The sequence below is a fragment of the Lentilitoribacter sp. JB5-8 genome, from assembly GCF_055693385.1.
Map to the genome: position 1 here is coordinate 3,482,917 of NZ_CM146332.1, position 15,598 is coordinate 3,498,514.

Sequence of the window (15,598 nt, forward strand, 5' to 3'; positions counted from 1 at the left end):
CATATTGAGTTAAAAATATATGTTTGCGCAAACATATGTCAAGATGCTATTATTAGATTTGAAAAGTTGAATAACTTCCAGATAGAGATATGTCGGATAAAAACAAGAAAAATCAATACTCTAATCCACCAACAATGCACGATGTTGCGCGCGTTGCAGGCGTTAGCCAAATGACCGTTTCCCGCGTCATGCGTGGCACAGGCTATGTCTCAAATGATGTGTTACAACGTGTACAAGATGCGGCCAGAAGCATTGGTTATGTGCATAATCGATTGGCCGGCGGCATGTCAAAATATGACAACCCTTTGATTGGCGTCGTCGTTCCCAGTCTGCAAAACCGGGTATTTACCGAAGTCCTATCCGGCATTAGCGATACTTTAAACAACAACAATTTACGACCCGTATTTGGTGTTTCGGAATATTCACTGGAACGCGAGGAGGAGATTGTTTTTGATCTATTATCCTGGCGCCCACGCGGGCTAATCCTTGCAGGTCTTGAACACACAGATGGCTTAAGACGAATCATCGAGCAAACCGGGGTTAAAACCGCTGAAATAATGGACGTGGACGGCTCTGCAATTGCTGCAAGTTTTGGTATTTCCCAAAAAGCAGCGGGAGAGCAAATGGCAAAATATCTCTTAGACAAAGGGTACAAAAATTTTGCCTATATCGCTTGGCTGGACGAGCGCGCAAGAAAACGCTTTGATGCTTTTAAAGCCTATATAGAAAACCACGGTGGTGTTATTTCGCAAACGCGAATTTCACAAAAAATGCTTTCTATGAAAGAAGGACGAGAACTTACGGCGGATGTCTTATCTGGTTCGGACAAACCAGACGTTATATATTATGCAAATGATGATTTGGCAGCTGGGGGGCTCATGCATTGCATTGCTGAAGGTCTGAAAGTCCCTGATGATATCGCTCTTGCAGGCTTTAATGGATTAAGCTTTTTAGAAGCGCTTCCCGTTCAAATCACAACGACAAAAACACCGCGTTATGACATTGGAGTAGAAGCTGCGAATTGGATTTCTGACAAGAATTCTGAACAAGAGAACAATCATACACACCAGTTTGATATTGAGCTTATTGAGGGTGAAACAACCTAGTTTGCAAGACCTATAAACCGCCCCTCGAGATATCATTAATCGCATTTTGCAACGTTAAATTCGATGTTTTGCGTAAATATAAAATTATTAGTTTCATACTAGAATGTTGGGTTACCTTAGGGGGAAAGATGGCCAACGAAAAGATACAAAAAGCTTTAGAACAAAATGATCGTCGCGGGGAATATGCCATTTCAGGCATTCAACTCCTTCTAGCGATTGCAATTTTTTGTCTTCACGCTTTTTCTGCATTTCGCAATGATTGGCATTCATTTTCCCAGTTCACAGCAGTCATTACCGGCTTTCTTTTGATATCATCTCTTTTAAGAGCCAATTTCGCAAAAGAAGTACCTTTAAGAAACAGACTTGCCTACACGCTGACTGTAATTGACGGCATTTTGTTGTTCTTACTCATCATCTCCTACAGCTTCGCCTATGATTTACCGTTTGAAACTGTATTTAAAACACCGTCAGTAATATTTTTATTGGTCTATACCTGTGTACGCACAGTGAGAATTGATGTTTGGTCTATTCTAACAGCCGCGATTACTGTTGTGACAGGCTGGATACTTCTCTTAATATTTTCCATTTATTCCGGCGCACAAATCACAACGTCATACGCTGAATATGTCACCAGTACCAAACTGCTCATTGGCGCAAATATAGAGTTCATGATCGGCTATATCGCCATCGTAGGTGTGCTATGTCTGGTGGTGACCTACGCGCGACAATTGCTCATGAGTTCAGCCCATGTCGATGATTTGGCCGAAGCGGCGACCGTTGCTGAAAACAGCCTTGCAAGAATGCGCTCTATCATTCGCTCTACAAGCGATGGTGTTGTCATCGTCAATGCCGACGGGATCATTGAGCACACAAACCCAGCGCTCGAAGAAATGTTTGGATATTCACGCGATGAACTAACAAACCAAAGCGTTGCAAAATTAATGTCTGAAAGAAACGCTGATTTGCTTCGCGCCGATATTCAGCAGTTTATCCATGAGGGTAAAAGCCAGCTCGTTGGGCAACCTTTTGAATCTATCGGTGTGCACAAAAACAATGAAACCATCCCAATTGAGTTGGCGATCAATAAGTTCGATAGCAGTGACAAGTTGAGCTTTGCTGGATTTATCCGAGATATCAGCGACAGAAAGAAAGCCTTAGCACAAGAGAAAAAAGCGCTAGCACAATTTGAAGAAGCGGTTCAATCAGCGCTTGATGCAATTATTGTCATTGATTCCAAAGATAGGATAATTAGCTTCAACCCAGCAGCTGAAGAGATATTTGGTTATTCTGCAGACGAAGCCATTGGCAAGAAAATGGCTAATCTGATTGTGCCTGAGAAATACCGTGACGCGCATCTTGCAGGAATGAAGCATTATTTGGATACCGGCGAAGGTCCTGTTTTAGGCAATCGAATTGAAATTGAAGGTATGCGCAAATCAGGAGAAGAGTTTGAACTTGAATTGGCAGTGCGCAATATTGATAGTCCCCTGGGCTCGATCTTCATTGGTTACGCGCGGGATATTACCCAGCGAAAAGCCGATGAAAAAGAACTACTAACAGCAAAAGAAAACGCTGAAGTTGCCAACAAATCCAAGGCGAGTTTTCTTGCAATGATGAGCCATGAAATTCGAACACCTTTGAGCGGTGTTTTGGGCATTTTGGATTTATTGAAAGATACCAAACTCACAACAGAGCAAAAGAACCATTTAGAAGTGGCAAACCAATCTGGCATTTCGCTTATGACTATTATCAATGACATTTTGGATTTCTCTAAGCTGGATGCTGGTCGTCTTGAGATTGAGCATGGGTCTTTCCATGTTGAAAATGCTATCTCAAGCGTCACAAGCCTGGTCAAAGCCAGCGCTTACAATAAAAATGTTGAACTAATCTCATCCGTAAACAGTGACGTGCCAGAATATCTCACAGGCGATCGCCACCGTATCAATCAGGTCCTCATCAACCTTGTGAGCAACGCGATCAAATTTACCAATGCGGGCAGTGTTGAGATCTTGGTTGAAAACAAAGGTTCAGAGAAAAAGCCCAACATACGTTTTAGCGTCAAGGATTCAGGTTTGGGAATTCCTGAGGACAAACAAGATCAACTTTTCACCGAGTTTGCAACACTAGACCAAGAATATTCAACTAAGTTTGGCGGCACCGGATTAGGTCTTGCCATTAGTAAAGCGCTTGTTCAAGCGATGGATGGCTCCATAGCATTTAAAAGCACCTATGGCTTTGGTTCAGAATTTTGGTTTGATTTGCCGCTGATTGAAGTTCGAAACGCTACGAAAGAACATCATGAGGAAACAGTTCTGAACGCAGAATTACACAACAACGAGCCACTTAAAGTGCTGGTCGCGGACGATAACGAAACCAATCAAATGATTATTTCAGTAATCTTGAAGCGGTTGGGATGTTATACAGATATTGTATCTGATGGGCGACAAGCTTTGGAGGCTGTTAAAAACAATTCCTATGATCTGATTTTCATGGATGTTTCTATGCCTAATATGGACGGATTAGACGCGACACGCCACATCCGAAATCTTGTGCCTGAAAAATCAAACATAAAAATCGTAGCGCTGACTGCTTACACACAAGAAGAAGACAAACTCAAAGTGTTTGATGCTGGCATGGATGCGTTTCTTTCCAAACCCGTCTTTAGAAATGATGTCGTAGCTGTCATTAACAATGTGCTGCAAACGCAAGCAGTTACGACGGACGAGCCGAAAACTGAAACCACATTGCGTACTGAAGATGTTTTAGATCAAGAAACTCTTTCGCAAGTGACCGATGGCATGGATGACGATGATATTTCAGAACTATTTGGCATGTTCGCGCGCGATTTAAATCGACATCTGAACAACGCAAACATTGCTGTGAAATCCGAAGACTTTGCGCTGTTAGAACGCTCCAGCCACGGACTTAAAGGGCTATCTGGCACATTTGGTGCAACGCAATTATTTGTGCATGCCAGCCAGACAAATGAGCAATGTATCAACGGTCAGGTAAACCTCACACAGGCTTATAAAATGATCGAAGAATCTGAAAAAATATTAACGTGGGTTAGATCTACGCACGTCAAACAAACAGTCGAATTCCGCGACGAAAATTGAGGCCATAATTATGACCAACCAGGCATCCGATGTTTTAATTGTTGAAGACACAGGTTCAGTTGCTAAAGTCATGCAAAACTGGCTGATCAAGGCCGGGATCACTGCCGACATTGCAGAAAGCGGCGAAGAAGCGCTGGCGCATATCGAACGCGGATCCGTTAAAACGATACTGCTCGATCTGCAACTACCCGACATGAACGGCTTAGAGCTGTTGGACATTGTTCAGCAACGCGAGTTGGAGATCAGTGTTGTCGTGGTTACATCCAGCGGATCGATCACCACGGCGGTCGATGCAATGCGCCGTGGGGCCTATGATTTTATCGTCAAACCAGCATCACAAGAACGCCTTCTAACCACAACAAAAAACGCATTAGAACGCGAGGTATTGCAAAAAGCTGTCCGCGAAATCCGTTCCACATTTAAAAAAGGTGATCACCACGGATTTATTGGTTCAAGCTTACCCATGATCGCGGTTTATAAAACCATTGAAGCGGTAGCACGCTCGAAAGCCAGCGTGTTTGTCACGGGTGAAAGTGGAACAGGTAAGGAAGTTTGCGCCCAAGCTATTCATAATGCCAGCCCCAGAAACAAAGCGCCTTTTATCGCACTTAACTGTGCTGCAATTCCCAAGGAACTTATCGAATCTGAGATTTTTGGGCACATAAAAGGATCATTTACTGGTGCGACTTCCGATCGTGTAGGTGCAGCGGTATCCGCAAATGGAGGCACATTGTTTTTAGATGAGATCTGCGAAATGGATCTGGATCTGCAATCAAAGCTTTTACGCTTTTTACAAACTGGCACCGTACAAAAAGTAGGAAGTGACAAATTAGAAAAGATCGATGTTCGCATAGTTTGCGCAACCAATCGAAATCCGATCCAGGAGGTAGAAGAAGGGCGCTTTAGGGAAGATCTGTATTATCGCCTGCACGTTGTTCCAATTGAACTTCCACCCTTGAGAACCCGTGAAGGTGATGTGATAGAAATTGGCCTTAATCTTTTGACCAACTTTTCAAAAGAGGAAGAAAAAGATTTCAAGACATTTAGCGAAGATGCAGAGGATGCACTTTTAAATCACAATTGGCCTGGAAACGTTCGTGAACTTCAAAATGTCATTCGAAACGCAATCATTTTAAATGACGGAGAAGAAATCGACGCCTCAATGCTAAACTTCGCGACACGATTGCCAAAAGCTTCGCATACAGAGGACGGAATAAGTACCGCAAACGCCTCTGCGCCAGGCACGGTTTCAAAGGGAGGTTTATCACTTGCTGTTGATCTTGAGAAATCATTTGCAGATATCGAGCGCGAAATTATCGAAGCTGCGATCAACGCTTGTGATGGCAGTATTCCAAAAGCATCTGAAATGCTCCAACTCAGCCCTTCAACAATTTACCGAAAAAAGGAAAGTTGGAGCGAATAAATCAGCTTTGACACTTTTTATCCCCCAGCACTTAACAAACGCTCGATATGATGTTTGGTATGAGAAGGATTTGGGACCGAAATTACTCGATTATAGATGCTGACCTCACGCAATCGTTCTGCGAGTGGTAAATCATGACCAAACTGAGAGATCCGATCACCAAAAAAGGTGATACGCTTCACGCCATGTCGCTCAATTAAATCATCAACAATCGCAGACTTATTTTGATCGCGCGGTAACACCTCGATATTTAAGTTACCGCTCAAAAACGCATCGTAACCCAGATCACTTTCGTTTAACTGCTCTATAAATCGCGTTCTTTCATTCACAGAACGATCCCAAACCATGTAACGGATACGCTCGGGCCTTTTTGAGTTCATCCCCACAACAGAGATTGTCAACGCCCCAGGGCGACGCTGGAAATGTCCACTGGTTTTAAATCTGAAATTGCTCTCTTCAACAAAATTCTCGCAAACTGATTTCAAAAACTTAGAGAACTTATGTTCTTTGCGATAAATGTTCACTCCGTTTTCATAATATTCAGAGCCGGAACTGCTATAGATACCTTTGCAGCTTTCCATGATTTTACTTGGCAGGATCTGCCGCAAATCTTTATAGGCTTTGCTAGTTGATAAATAGCTTGGAAAATTTTCAGCGAACTTCAAAAATTCTGTCGCAACTTCACTCGTGATGGCAGAGCCCTTGGGTGTTAAAGTTCCATCGACATCAAATAAATAGATATGCGTCATGACAACCTCCTAAGCGATATGGGTTTCATCGCGTGAAAATTCCTGCAGGTTAATGCTAGGGTGATACTGAAAGCCCGATTTTCTCACGGATGCAGTTTGCTGAACTTCGATAATTTCAACTGGCTCGTCGTTCAGGTTTTGAAGACAAAAACGGGTTTCAGCATTGATCTCAATACGTTGATTTGCAGAATATTTTTCAAGCTTGTTTTCACCAGCAAAAAACACTGTGCCCGATTTGATGAACAAGCTTTTTTCGTTCATACTGTAATTTTGATCTGATAGTTCTCTGTGAGGCAAAATCTTCAATGTGGATACCTGATGGGTGCCTGTATTGTGTAAAATTGTGCGCTCGCCCCAAATGTTTGATACCTTTGCATTGCTTTCAACAAGACCCACATTTTTAACCTGCATTTGCCCTACGAGTTTTTTCACAAGTTGGGTATCTTTGCGTGAGGTCACAAGGATCGCATCATTTTGCGCAACGACAACGACATCACTCAACCCAGAAACTGCGACAGCAGGACCATCAGAAATCACGAGAGAACCGCTTGTGTTTTCACAATAAGTTTCGCCGATAATTGAATTATCGTCTTTGTCTTTCTCATTGCGCTCCCACACAGCTTCCCAACTCCCCATATCTGACCATAAAATGTCAGCTGGAACCACGGCCGCATGCAAGGTGTTCTCCATCACAGCATAGTCAAAGGAAATCGGTGTAATCCCTTCAAACAACCAGCGGTCTGGATAAAACACCTGATCTTCTTGTTGACCGTGGCAGATAGCTTTCCGAACCTGCAAATATAATTCAGGAGCGTTGTTTTTAATCTCATCCTCCACCAATCGCGGATGGAACATAAAAATACCCGCGTTCCAGTAGATATTTTCATCCTGAATTAGTTCCTCGGCAAGCTCCTTATCCGGCTTTTCCAAAAAGATATCCAAGTCGTGAATATTCAACGATCCGCGCTTCTCCCCTGCTCTGATATATCCATAACCAGTTTCAGGACGCGTCGGCTTAATGCCAAACGTAACGATAGACTTACCATCCATCGCAGCATAGTTTGCTTGTCTGACAACATTCTCAAATTCACCCTGATTATCAATATGATGATCTGAGGGAAGAACAAGCGCTACATCCTCTTCAGGATGATCAAGCAAACTAACAGCCAAACCAATTGCGGCTGCCGTATCGCGGCCAGCCGGCTCGCATACAAGCAATCGCGCCTTGATACCGACCTCAAGCATCTGCTGATCAACAATGTCTTTGTGCTCTTCATTTAAGACGATGATCGGTGCGTTAAATAACGCATCGTTTGAAACCCGCTTCACGGTTTGTTGGAACAAACTAGCCGCTGTTGAAATCTTGCAAAACTGTTTCGGCATCGCGCCGCGCGATACCGGCCAAAGGCGTGTTCCTGAACCGCCAGCTAAGATAATTGGTGTAACTTTAAACGTATTACGCATCACGCACTCCTTGAATTTGATATTTGTTCAAGTAGCTGCAATTCGCAGGCCAGAATTTTATTAAGGATTAAATTTTGTAATTTTAATGAACAAAAACAATAAGTTATTTATTTTCTGGAATTTGGCACCGATCATTTAGCCCCAACAAAACCCTGATCAATATTTGCGAATTGCAATTTGAGATTCGCAATTCGCGGCAACATTCGCTTCAATTGGCAAAAAACACCCCCTTTTCCCGCAATTTAAGTTGGCATGGAAATTGCTGACTATAGGGTGAAGGAGTAAAACCTATGAAAATCGTCAGAGAAAGACCCTGTCAAAGAAGACATCATCGCGTAACGGCACCGCTTAAGGTGACATTACCAAGCGGAGAAGTCTTAACAGCCACAAACTGGAGTTTGGGTGGGTTACGTCTTGATGGTCTTTCAAGTAAGTTGCCGAGTGTCGATGATGTGATTGCTTTGGTGCTTGAACTCCCGTTTCAAGGCTTCGACATTTCATTTGAGGTTGAGGGCAAAGTTACCCGTTCAAAAAAGAAAAAGAAAATGCTCGGTATTGAGTTCGTAGAGCTCTCCGAGCGCGCGCATGACTTGATGGAGCATTTCATAAATGATCTTGTGCGCGGTCAAATGGCAACCATAGAAGATACAATTTGTCGAATTGATATCCCAGTTACGCCAATTTCAACAAAACCTGATGTAAACCCTGCCACCGAAGTACCCGTAAAGCGCTGGCCGATCAAAACAATTGCAATGTCGGCTTTTTACATTTGTCTTGGCATTTCTGTTTTCACCTATTTGGCGATTTTGATTTACTCAACCACAATGCAGCTAGAAATCGAAACCGCAGTTGTCACCTCGCAGTTAAAAACCATCAATATGCCGGTTGATGGCAAAGTAACCCCCATCAGAATGAATGTTGGCGATATCGTCAATAAAGGTGATGAGATTGCCACGATCAAAAGCGCGAAACTTGAAGCACAACTTGAAGCAAAATTGGTTGAATATAGCGAAAGAGAACGTGAATATGATTTAGCGGTTAAACGATATGACATTGAAGCGCAGCGTCTTGGTTTTTATCAAGTGGCCAATCAAACAGATCACAAGATTGCACAGGTAAGATTGCAAGCCGCAAAAATCGCGCTCAAAGCTGCTGATCAAGACATCGATCGTCTTAACTCGCGCACGAGCAACGACCCATCGCATCAAGCCAAACTCGCAGATGCAAAAGTACGTCAATCAGAAATGGAGTTACGCCTTAAAGAAGCTGAACTTGCATTTGAAAAGTCAGCTGTAGTGAATTCCATGTCTGACCGCCGTCAATTAACTGAGGTGGGTTTTGTCGCTGATTTAGATCTTCTGACATTAGAAATAGATGCAGCCAACTCCGCAATGGCCATAGTGCACAATCAAATTAAAAAGCTCAAAAACAAGCAGAAAGAGCTAATTATCAGAGCTCCGTTTAAGAGCCGTATTATGAAGGTCGCTGATCTTGATTTGCCCTCATTATCGCAAAACCAGCTCTTAGTTTCACTAGAGAAAAAAGAACAGCCTTTGGTCCAGGCGTTCATGTCCCAATCTGAAGTATTGTCTATTGGTTTGCGTGATACAGCCAGCGTATTCTTACCTTCAACCGGGGAAAGTATTTCCGCGAAAGTTGTCAAAATTGACCGAAAAGTTGGTCATATAAATGCCGAATACTCAAATTTCGTATGGCGGGAAAACGATGCCAAATCCGCATTGGTATTTTTAGAGCTCACCCCATCTGAGGATCAAAAAATCGCAGCAGGACTACCAGCTGTCGTGGTATTTTCAAAGCGTTCAACCAACCAGATTTATAGCACAATAGGTGATGTTGTAGCTGATGTTGCGGAGGTATTTTCCAATGACAATTCAGTATGATATCGCCAGCCAATTAGATGAACCGACAAATTGGCCAAAGGGGCTTAAAAAGTGGACACCTCTGGTGCTGCTTAAAATCTCAATTTATCTGGCTATCTGCCTCATCTTGGTTCTAACTTTTCCAAATTCCCTATTTGATGAAAAGACAAAAACCATCACCTTCACTTTGGGCGCATTGGGCATATGGCGTTATGGTTGGTGGTTCACCCATGCAGTCAGAGCACTGATTTATGGTCGCATTGTTTATCCAAAACTGCGTAAGAAAGGTCAAAAAATCTGGGATAGTGGTTGGCGTCCACGCCATATGCACTTCATGATGACAACCTATAAAGAACATCGCGAAATTACCGAAATGGTGGTTCGATCTATCATCAAAGAAATCGATGATTCCGGAGTACCTGGAACAATTTGGCTTGGATCTTCAGACCGTTTTGATGAAGATATCATTCAGGATTTTTTAAAGCGCGAAGCCGCAAATATTGACGTTACGTTGCGCATCATCCGGCAAAATGTTTCGGGCAAAAGAGCAGCCATCGGTCTTGTTTTGCGCGCAATGTGTCGCCTACCCGTTCGCGATGATGATTTGGTCGTATTTATGGATGGCGATTTCGTATTGTCAAAAGGTGCAATCAGTCGCTGTATGCCATTGTTTAAAATGTATCCAGACCTACAAGCATGCACCACAGACGAGGAAGTCATTTGCATCGGTCCAAGATGGATTGAAACCTGGCTGAAAATGCGGTTTTCCCAGCGACGCTTGGCTATGCAGTCACACGCATTATCCAATCGAGTTCTTACGCTGACGGGGCGAATGTCTGTGTTCCGAGCAAAGAATTTAAAACAGCTTGAGTTTATCCGCCTTCTTGAAGCAGATCACCTTAACCACTGGTTATGGGGAAACTTCAGATTTTTATCAGGCGACGATAAAAGCACATGGTATTACATGCTGAAAAGTGGCGCCCATATGCTTTATGTGCCCGATGCCATGGGCTACACAATTGAGGTAATCGAAGGTTCGGGCATGGATCGCATGGTTCAGAACTTCCGCCGTTGGTCAGGCAACATGCTTCGCAACGGATCGCGGGCAATCGCCTTGGGACCCCGCGCAATGCCATTTTTCATCTGGTGGTGTTTGGTTGACCAAAGGCTGTCCATGTGGACAATGCTGGTAAGCCCGGCACTTGCGGTTTCGGCAGCTGTTTTAGTCGGCCTCGATTACCTAATATCCTATGTCATTTTTATTGCGTTAAGCCGTTTGTTCTTATCGCTGATATTGTGCACCTATTCGCGCAAGGTCGAGTTAAACTATTCATGGATCTTGTATCTCAACCAGCTCATCAATGCTTCGGTGAAAGTTTATTGTATCTTCCGATTATCCAAACAGCGTTGGTCTAATCGAGGCAACCAAACCGCAGGCATGGACGGTGCAAGCTTGGTCGAAACAGCAAGAAACTGGATGGCCACATGGTGCACAACAATTGCTGTCGTACTGCTGTTTTTAGCCACCATTCACTATTCAAATCTCGTTGCGATCCCATCAAAACAGCAAATCATGAGCATGCTGTTCTGACAAAAGAAGAATCGCAAATTGCAAAATGCAGCTAGCATTTCGCAAATCCAAGCGCATATGAAATACTCAAAACATTGATTTTATTGAATAATTTTAATGGCACGTAACTTGCAACACTTTCAACAACAAACAGGAGTGTAACTATGCCGGTATCCAAACCGCCTAAAATTAATGCGTTGTCTTACACAATCGCTTTATGTACTGCATTTACTGCTGGTGCGATCCCTGCTGGTCTTGTCTTTGGTGTTGATCCATACGAGATGTTCCGTGCAACCGATCGATCAACAAAAATCCAGGACATTGCCGAAAAAGCGCATTATCCATTATGGAAATTAGCAAAATACCAAAAAGGTCAGTTCGATACAATTATTCTTGGCGATAGTCGCGCACGCTCGCTGCGTGATAAGTATTGGCATGAATTGGGTGTCGATAAAGCGCTCAATCTTGCCTATGGCGGTGGAACAATCCCCGAGATCTATTCAACTTTCCAAACCATCAAAAATGACCCTGCGGTTAAAAACCTCGTCGTTGGCATTCAACTTCGCAGTTTTGATGAAGATCACAAAGGAGATATGAACCGCGTCCCCGAGGCTGAATATATTGTCAACAACCGCATTGAATATCTCAAAAACTGGAGCATTTTCAAAACCGCATGGAAAATGATGTCAGTTGAAGAAAAGCAAACCTTTGAGAACTTTGATGCGTTTGCAAAGAAATTTTCTATATCGGCCAAAGCCGATGAATTTAAAAACATGTCAGAGTTTGACCCAACTGACCCGCAAGTCGACGTGGACTGTTTTGACTGCGATTTGAAGTCTGAACTGAACCTGCTGACTGTATCGGAGCGGTATCAAATCCTTGATAAGCATAATGCATTTCGAGTAGATGCGAACGCACCAATCAAAACCTCATTCACAATCGGAAATTGGTCAGACGTTTCACATCTTTATGCAACAAGCAACAAACTTGATCCGCTTCCAAAAAAGATGGCAAACCAAGTTACTCGCAATGCCAAATCGGATTGGGTAGGCTTTGAATTTTCATCGCGATACTGGTCATATCTTGTTGAGATTTCAACATGGGCAGAACAAAACAACAAAAACTTAGTTTTCGTTATACCACCGACCATTGAAGACATGCAGCGGACCATTTCCATATATGGAATGGAAAAGTCCAGTCATGAATTTCGCATGCGATTGGCAAGGCTCGGCAATGTTGTTGATTTCGATTATTCCAACGGACTCACAAAAGAGATCAGCAATTTTTCAGACGCATATCATTTCAATTCATCCGTTGCGAGAAAGATAGTTGGCGAAATCACTGGCTTTATAGAAGTGGATCCAACAGCACGAAAACTTGCGATCAAACGCGCAAACGAAATTCAATGTACAGCGTCTGAGGGCACGAATAAACCTACGAAAATCATTGACGACGTCGCATTAACGGACGTCAACAATTGTAGAGTATGGAGGGTGTTATGACACTGAAAACACGCATAGAACTTATATTTTTAGGGGTTGTTGTCACCGCAGTTATTATCGCAATTTTCTCTTTGATGATGTCCGCTCATCAAATGCTTGCCAGCGACAAGTTGGCCGAAGGTTTAGACCCGGCAACAGAACTAAAAAGCAGCCAACTTAATGTGGAAAGGCAAAATGCATTTTCATTAAATGGCACACGCGTTGCTCTCTCAAATCAAACAGATAACATTTTGGAATATGACAAAGCACGCATTCTGCTGCAGAACTTAAATACGGAAGCTGACATACTAAAGGCGCATGATCTTTTAATCGCGGCGACAAAAAACCAAGGAGCATCGCGCGCCGAAGCTGCTTTTGAGTTGGGCACGATCTACCGCATGTTTCCGACAGAAGATTGCCAGAAAGTTGCGTTTGTCTGGTTTCGTAAATCTGCGGAATGGGGTTTTCGTAAAGGTCATCTAGAATTAGCAAAAGCCTACCTTCGCGGTCTCGGTGTTGAAATTAACTTCGAAAAATCAGCACAACATTACCGTATTGCCGCCGAACGTGGGTCAGCAGCAGGTGCACTTGAACTAATTAAACTTATCCATCAAGGCACCCAAACAATGCCAGGTAATATTCGAGAAGCAGAAGCAATCCTTGTAGAGTTTTTGCCAATGCTGGAACAATCAGCGAGCAATGGCAACGCCCGTGCAGCGCGCTCGATTGGTCGGCTTTACCTAACAGGGAACCTATTAAAACAGGATTTGAAAATTGCGGCCGATTGGCTATCGCGTGGATCTGAATTCGGTGATGCAGCGGCCATGCATGATCTTGCACTCTTAAAGCTGGATCAAAAGGAATTTAACGACGCAAAGACAATCGTTTCGTTGCTAAAGAAAAGTGCAATACTTGGCTATTCTGGGTCGATGACGGCCCTTGGTCGGCTTCATCTTAAAAATCAATTTGGTTTACCTACCCAGGGATCAATAACTTGGTTTGAACAAGGCGCAGCAGCAGGACATGCAGGCTCAATGGAAGAGCTTGCCAGAATTTATCTTAAAGGAAATTTGGTCAAAAGAGACATTTCCAAAGCACGAGACTTTGCATTGCGCGGGGTCAAACTCAAACACGAAGGTTCATCAGAAATTCTTGCTGAGATCGACGAAGTGTCTGAATTAAAAGTAGCGGTAAAGGAGTAGCATAATGGTTTTTAGTTCACTGGAATTTATCTATCTTTTCTTACCACCGGTTCTGCTTGTTTATCTCATCTTGCGGGCGCTTAAGCTCGAAACAGGAATAATCCTCTGGCTGATTACCGCTTCGCTAGCCTTTTATGCTTGGTGGAACCCCTATTATTTATTGCTGTTACTTGGATCAGTTGGGTTTAACTATCTTGTTCACAAAGCACTCGTTAAAAACCCATCCAAGATGATATTTGCGCTGGGAACAGCTGCAAACTTGGCAACGTTAGGATTGTTTAAATATGCTGATTTTCTGATCGAAAACGTCAACTCGGTTGCAGGTTTATCAATACCACATTTAAATCTGATTTTACCGCTTGCAATCTCATTTTACACGTTCCAACAGATTTCATTTTTGCATGATTCATTGACTGGTAAATTGGTGAATTGCGACTTTAAAAGATATGTCTTGTTCGTCACATTTTTCCCGCAGCTTATCGCTGGACCGATTGTGATGCAAAAGGACACTATCCCACAATTCAAATTGAGTAACTTTTCCAACAAAGTTGTTACAAACCTATTGTTGGGCGCAACCCTGTTTTCCATCGGTTTGTTTAAAAAAATCGTTTTGGCGGATAGCGTAGCACCACTAGCAAATGTCGTCTTTACAGCAGCAGATTCTGGACAAGACTTAACAATGGTCGCAGCCTGGACAGGTTCGATTGCATATACATTCCAGATTTATTTTGATTTTTCTGGTTATTGTGACATGGCATTGGGCCTTGCACTAATGTTCGGCATTCGTCTGCCTATGAATTTCAACTCGCCCTATAAAGCGCTCAGCATTGTTGATTTTTGGCGCAGATGGCACATGACCCTATCTCGTTTCTTGCGCGATTATCTTTACATCCCATTAGGTGGAAATCGTTCCGGAATTCTTGGTAGCAAAGGTAACTTAATGATCACGATGTTATTAGGTGGTCTATGGCATGGCGCTGGATGGAACTTTGTTATTTGGGGTGGCTTGCATGGCGGCTATTTGATCGCAAATCATGTCTGGACGCACTCTTCAATAAGCTCTGTGACAAAAGGTATTTTAGGCAAACATATCTATACTATGTGTGCCTGGTCTCTAACAATGTTGGCAGTCATCATCGCTTGGGTTTTCTTCAGAGCAGAAACTTTACCCGGTGCTCTTTTGGTGCTCACATCGATGGCTGGCTTTAGCTCAGATATATCGATGATTTCTGGCACATTGTTTGCTGAAGGCATGGATCAAACACTTATGATGTTTGCGGCAATGTTTATTATTATTGTTTTCCTGCCAAACAGCATTCAAATAACACGCAGCCATCGCCCAATTATATCAGCTGCTGGCGATGTGAAAAAAATTAGCGGTAAGTTCAAGTCACTACGCTGGTCCATGTCACCACAATGGGCAACATTCACAAGCGTGATTTTCTTTGTCACCGTTATACAAATTTATAGATTAAACGGTTTGACCGAATTTATTTACTTTAATTTCTAAACTGAGATCAACTCAGCATCTAGCGGGCTCCCCAGCCCGCTTTTTTTGCGCTTAAACATGCAAATTGCAAATTGCGAAATTCATCTTCCCAAACTGC

General features: G+C 43.0%; 10 protein-coding genes. 8 read left to right on the top strand and 2 right to left on the bottom strand.

From position 1 onward, the window contains the following. Positions 1-89 precede the first annotated feature (89 nt). The 3 genes from ACZ1GZ_RS16915 (at position 90) to ACZ1GZ_RS16925 (ending at position 5,645) form a co-directional block, all read left to right on the top strand. Complete coding sequence (locus ACZ1GZ_RS16915) at positions 90-1,106, top strand: LacI family DNA-binding transcriptional regulator (protein WP_472666038.1); 1,017 nt, start codon at positions 90-92, stop codon at positions 1,104-1,106. 128 nt (positions 1,107-1,234) lie between these two features. Then, on the top strand, positions 1,235-4,222 hold the full coding sequence (locus ACZ1GZ_RS16920; protein ID WP_472666039.1) for a PAS domain S-box protein: 2,988 nt from the start codon (positions 1,235-1,237) through the stop codon (positions 4,220-4,222). 10 nt (positions 4,223-4,232) lie between these two features. After that, positions 4,233-5,645, top strand: coding sequence for a sigma-54-dependent transcriptional regulator (locus ACZ1GZ_RS16925; protein WP_472666040.1), 1,413 nt, complete (start codon positions 4,233-4,235; stop codon positions 5,643-5,645). Positions 5,646-5,662: 17 nt separating this feature from the next. On the opposite strand, the gene ACZ1GZ_RS16930 is transcribed toward ACZ1GZ_RS16925, so the two are convergent. Together ACZ1GZ_RS16930 and ACZ1GZ_RS16935 are read right to left on the bottom strand one after the other, a co-directional pair. Further along, entirely contained in the window at positions 5,663-6,394 is a 732-nt protein-coding gene (locus tag ACZ1GZ_RS16930) for an HAD-IIB family hydrolase (protein ID WP_472666041.1), read from the bottom strand. Between the two features lie 9 nt (positions 6,395-6,403). Then, a complete protein-coding gene (locus ACZ1GZ_RS16935) occupies positions 6,404-7,858 on the bottom strand; it encodes a mannose-1-phosphate guanylyltransferase/mannose-6-phosphate isomerase (RefSeq protein ID WP_472666042.1) in 1,455 nt (484 codons plus the stop codon). Positions 7,859-8,148: 290 nt separating this feature from the next. On the opposite strand from ACZ1GZ_RS16935, the gene ACZ1GZ_RS16940 reads away from it, so the two are divergent. The 5 genes from ACZ1GZ_RS16940 (at position 8,149) to ACZ1GZ_RS16960 (ending at position 15,501) form a co-directional block, all read left to right on the top strand. Next, entirely contained in the window at positions 8,149-9,759 is a 1,611-nt protein-coding gene (locus tag ACZ1GZ_RS16940; RefSeq protein WP_472666043.1) for a PilZ domain-containing protein, read from the top strand. Then, positions 9,743-11,329: a glycosyltransferase gene (locus ACZ1GZ_RS16945; protein ID WP_472666044.1), complete on the top strand. Its 1,587-nt coding sequence runs from the start codon at positions 9,743-9,745 to the stop codon at positions 11,327-11,329. Before ACZ1GZ_RS16940 ends, ACZ1GZ_RS16945 begins: the two co-directional genes overlap by 17 nt. A gap of 143 nt (positions 11,330-11,472) precedes the next feature. Further along, the gene (locus ACZ1GZ_RS16950; RefSeq protein WP_472666045.1) at positions 11,473-12,810 is read left to right on the top strand and encodes a hypothetical protein; all 1,338 of its coding nucleotides are present in this window, start codon (positions 11,473-11,475) and stop codon (positions 12,808-12,810) included. Next, positions 12,807-13,991 carry a tetratricopeptide repeat protein gene (locus tag ACZ1GZ_RS16955; protein ID WP_472666046.1) on the top strand — a complete coding sequence of 395 codons (1,185 nt, stop codon included), beginning with the start codon at positions 12,807-12,809 and terminating at the stop codon, positions 13,989-13,991. The genes ACZ1GZ_RS16950 and ACZ1GZ_RS16955 overlap by 4 nt, the downstream gene beginning before the upstream one ends. A gap of 4 nt (positions 13,992-13,995) precedes the next feature. After that, positions 13,996-15,501, top strand: coding sequence for an MBOAT family O-acyltransferase (locus ACZ1GZ_RS16960; protein ID WP_472666047.1), 1,506 nt, complete (start codon positions 13,996-13,998; stop codon positions 15,499-15,501). Positions 15,502-15,598 lie beyond the last annotated feature (97 nt).

Excerpts from the sequence above, each read along its gene's own strand:
- ACZ1GZ_RS16915 (WP_472666038.1), top strand. The coding sequence starts at position 90 with ATGTCGGATAAAAACAAGAAAAATCAATACTCTAATCCACCAACAATG.
- ACZ1GZ_RS16920 (WP_472666039.1), top strand. The coding sequence starts at position 1,235 with ATGGCCAACGAAAAGATACAAAAAGCTTTAGAACAAAATGATCGTCGC.
- ACZ1GZ_RS16925 (WP_472666040.1), top strand. The coding sequence starts at position 4,233 with ATGACCAACCAGGCATCCGATGTTTTAATTGTTGAAGACACAGGTTCA.
- ACZ1GZ_RS16930 (WP_472666041.1), bottom strand. The coding sequence starts at position 6,394 with ATGACGCATATCTATTTATTTGATGTCGATGGAACTTTAACACCCAAG.
- ACZ1GZ_RS16935 (WP_472666042.1), bottom strand. The coding sequence starts at position 7,858 with ATGCGTAATACGTTTAAAGTTACACCAATTATCTTAGCTGGCGGTTCA.
- ACZ1GZ_RS16940 (WP_472666043.1), top strand. The coding sequence starts at position 8,149 with ATGAAAATCGTCAGAGAAAGACCCTGTCAAAGAAGACATCATCGCGTA.
- ACZ1GZ_RS16945 (WP_472666044.1), top strand. The coding sequence starts at position 9,743 with ATGACAATTCAGTATGATATCGCCAGCCAATTAGATGAACCGACAAAT.
- ACZ1GZ_RS16950 (WP_472666045.1), top strand. The coding sequence starts at position 11,473 with ATGCCGGTATCCAAACCGCCTAAAATTAATGCGTTGTCTTACACAATC.
- ACZ1GZ_RS16955 (WP_472666046.1), top strand. The coding sequence starts at position 12,807 with ATGACACTGAAAACACGCATAGAACTTATATTTTTAGGGGTTGTTGTC.
- ACZ1GZ_RS16960 (WP_472666047.1), top strand. The coding sequence starts at position 13,996 with ATGGTTTTTAGTTCACTGGAATTTATCTATCTTTTCTTACCACCGGTT.